The sequence below is a fragment of the Bariatricus sp. HCP28S3_F11 genome (assembly GCF_052065395.1).
GTDB lineage: Bacteria > Bacillota > Clostridia > Lachnospirales > Lachnospiraceae > Allocoprococcus.
On record NZ_JBQHUC010000084.1, the window covers coordinates 1 to 2,219 of the forward strand.

General features: G+C 47.5%; 1 protein-coding gene. It reads left to right on the top strand.

Annotation, left to right across the window (positions count from 1 at the left end):
• Window positions 1-776 precede the first annotated feature (776 nt).
• Window positions 777-1,898, top strand: a complete 1,122-nt coding sequence (locus tag ACTNBR_RS16265; RefSeq protein WP_427818841.1) for a glycerate kinase — start codon at window positions 777-779, stop codon at window positions 1,896-1,898.
• The last annotated feature ends 321 nt before the right edge of the window (window positions 1,899-2,219 follow it).

Here is a 2,219-nt window from a genome sequence, read left to right on the forward strand (position 1 = left end):
GTATTATCGCTGTCAATCTGCCATTAGCTCCCAGACTGCGCGGTCGATTCTTTAAAGGACGGAAAAATAATTTGTCGTTTGCGTCTCCCTCAATTCGCTGTCCAACAGTCAGCCCATTCATTTCAGCCTTGACGGTTTCCTGCCGTCCTGCTACTTTTCCCGGAGTGTGGCCACACATCTGGTCACGGTGTCCAGAGCTTTGGGACTTTTTGTCCCATAGGCCGGGGGCGGAGGACGAGGGACGGGGGCTTTCATAATACGCCCTGTCTGCTGCTGAAATCAGCCCTTTGTTTCCGGCTTACCAGCCCCAAACAAAGCCCTGCTTTCCTGCCGCGTCAAATGCCCTTGCCCTCCCCGGCGGCAACGGTATTTTCAGGGCAACGCCGACAGAGCGTATAACACACTACACTTTGCTCCGCAAAGTCGTGTGCCAAATGGGGCGCTGCCCCCTTTGGAAACCCCCGCAACAAACAGGTGCTATGCACCCAGCCGGGAGCATAGCGCCGTTTGTTGTCAGCAGCCCGTTTCACGGTCTGCGTGTAGTTCCTTGTAAACTGACCTAAATAACTGTACCAATCACACAGAATACTTCTTCGAGTGTGCAAGGCAAAAAACGCCTCAGCGTAGTAGTTTGAGTATGTTACGTAATACATATATCGTGTTTATTTTCATTCATATATTGTTCCGAATGACATTTTCAACTTTATCATTCCATGATACACTAAAACCATATACAAAGCAGAACACCATGAATATAAAAACGGAGGAACATGAAAATGAAAGTTGTAGTTGCAATTGACTCTCTGAAAGGAAGCCTGACTTCCATGGAAGCCGGAATGGCAATTAAAGCTGGAATTCTTGCCGCGAAACCGGATGCTGAAGTTATCGTAAAACCACTTGCGGATGGCGGTGAAGGCACCACAGACGCACTAATCGAAGGTTTAAACGGGGAGCGGATCGATGTTACCGTAACCGGACCTCTCGATGATCCGGTGTCGTGCTATTACGGATACTTAAAAGAAACGAATACAGCTATCATCGAGATGGCATCAGCAGCCGGAATTACACTCACAAATAAAAAAGATCCCCTTCATGCAACCACTTACGGTGTGGGGGAAATGATAAATGACGCCATCAATAAAGGATGCCGAAACTTCATCATCGGAATCGGTGGAAGTGCTACAAATGATGGCGGTATCGGAATGCTGAAAGCTCTTGGCTTTGAATTTCTGGACGAAAACGGTCATGACGCCGGAGAAGGCGGACAAGCCCTTAAAAAAGTCAAATGCATCCTTACGCAAAACAAAAATTCCCTTTTGGATGAGTGTCATTTCCAGGTTGCCTGTGATGTAACGAATCCGCTGTGCGGCAAAAATGGAGCCACTTATATCTATGGTCCTCAAAAAGGCGTGACTGATGATATCAAGGAAAATCTGGATCAGGCCATGGCTCAGTATGCCAACGTTACTGCCAAATACCTTGGATGTGATTATTCGAATGCCGCAGGGGCCGGTGCCGCCGGCGGACTGGGATTTGCACTGCTCAGTTATCTGAACGCCAGCCTTACTCCCGGAATTGATCTGATTCTGAATGCGGTTGAATTGGAAAAAGAACTGAAAGACGCTGATGTCGCAGTAACCGGTGAAGGCCGGCTCGATCACCAGACCGCAATGGGAAAAGCTCCTATAGGAGTTGCAAAACTGGCGAAAAAATACAATGCAAAAGTTATCGCTTTTGCCGGAAGTGTCACTCCGGAAGCCACCGCATGCAACCAGGCCGGGATTGATGCATTTTTCCCGATTGTCCGCGGAATTACAACGCTTGAGGAGGCCATGAATCCCGAATGTGCCAAAACAAATATGCGTGCAGCGGTAGAACAGGTATTTCGCCTTTTATAGTGTGCTAATTCCTCCATTTCGTCTCATCCGCTATATCAGCAAATCAGCCAGAGAGTTCTTCTCTCTGGCTGTCTGACATTTTATTTCCGCCCAATATTTTTTCCCCCTTTTTCTCGGACGTTTTCTGTGCTATATTGGACATGGATTTTGATGCTCTCATCATATCTGCGGATTGTTCCGGAACTTATTTCCCTGCAATCCGGAAAACACAAGGTAGTGTAAAGTAGCCTATGAAAAAATGGAGCTGAAAAAAAAGGCTCCATGGGAACCTTGAAAATTGCAGATATGTTAGTTTTCGGCAGCGTACGCCACCCTTGACGG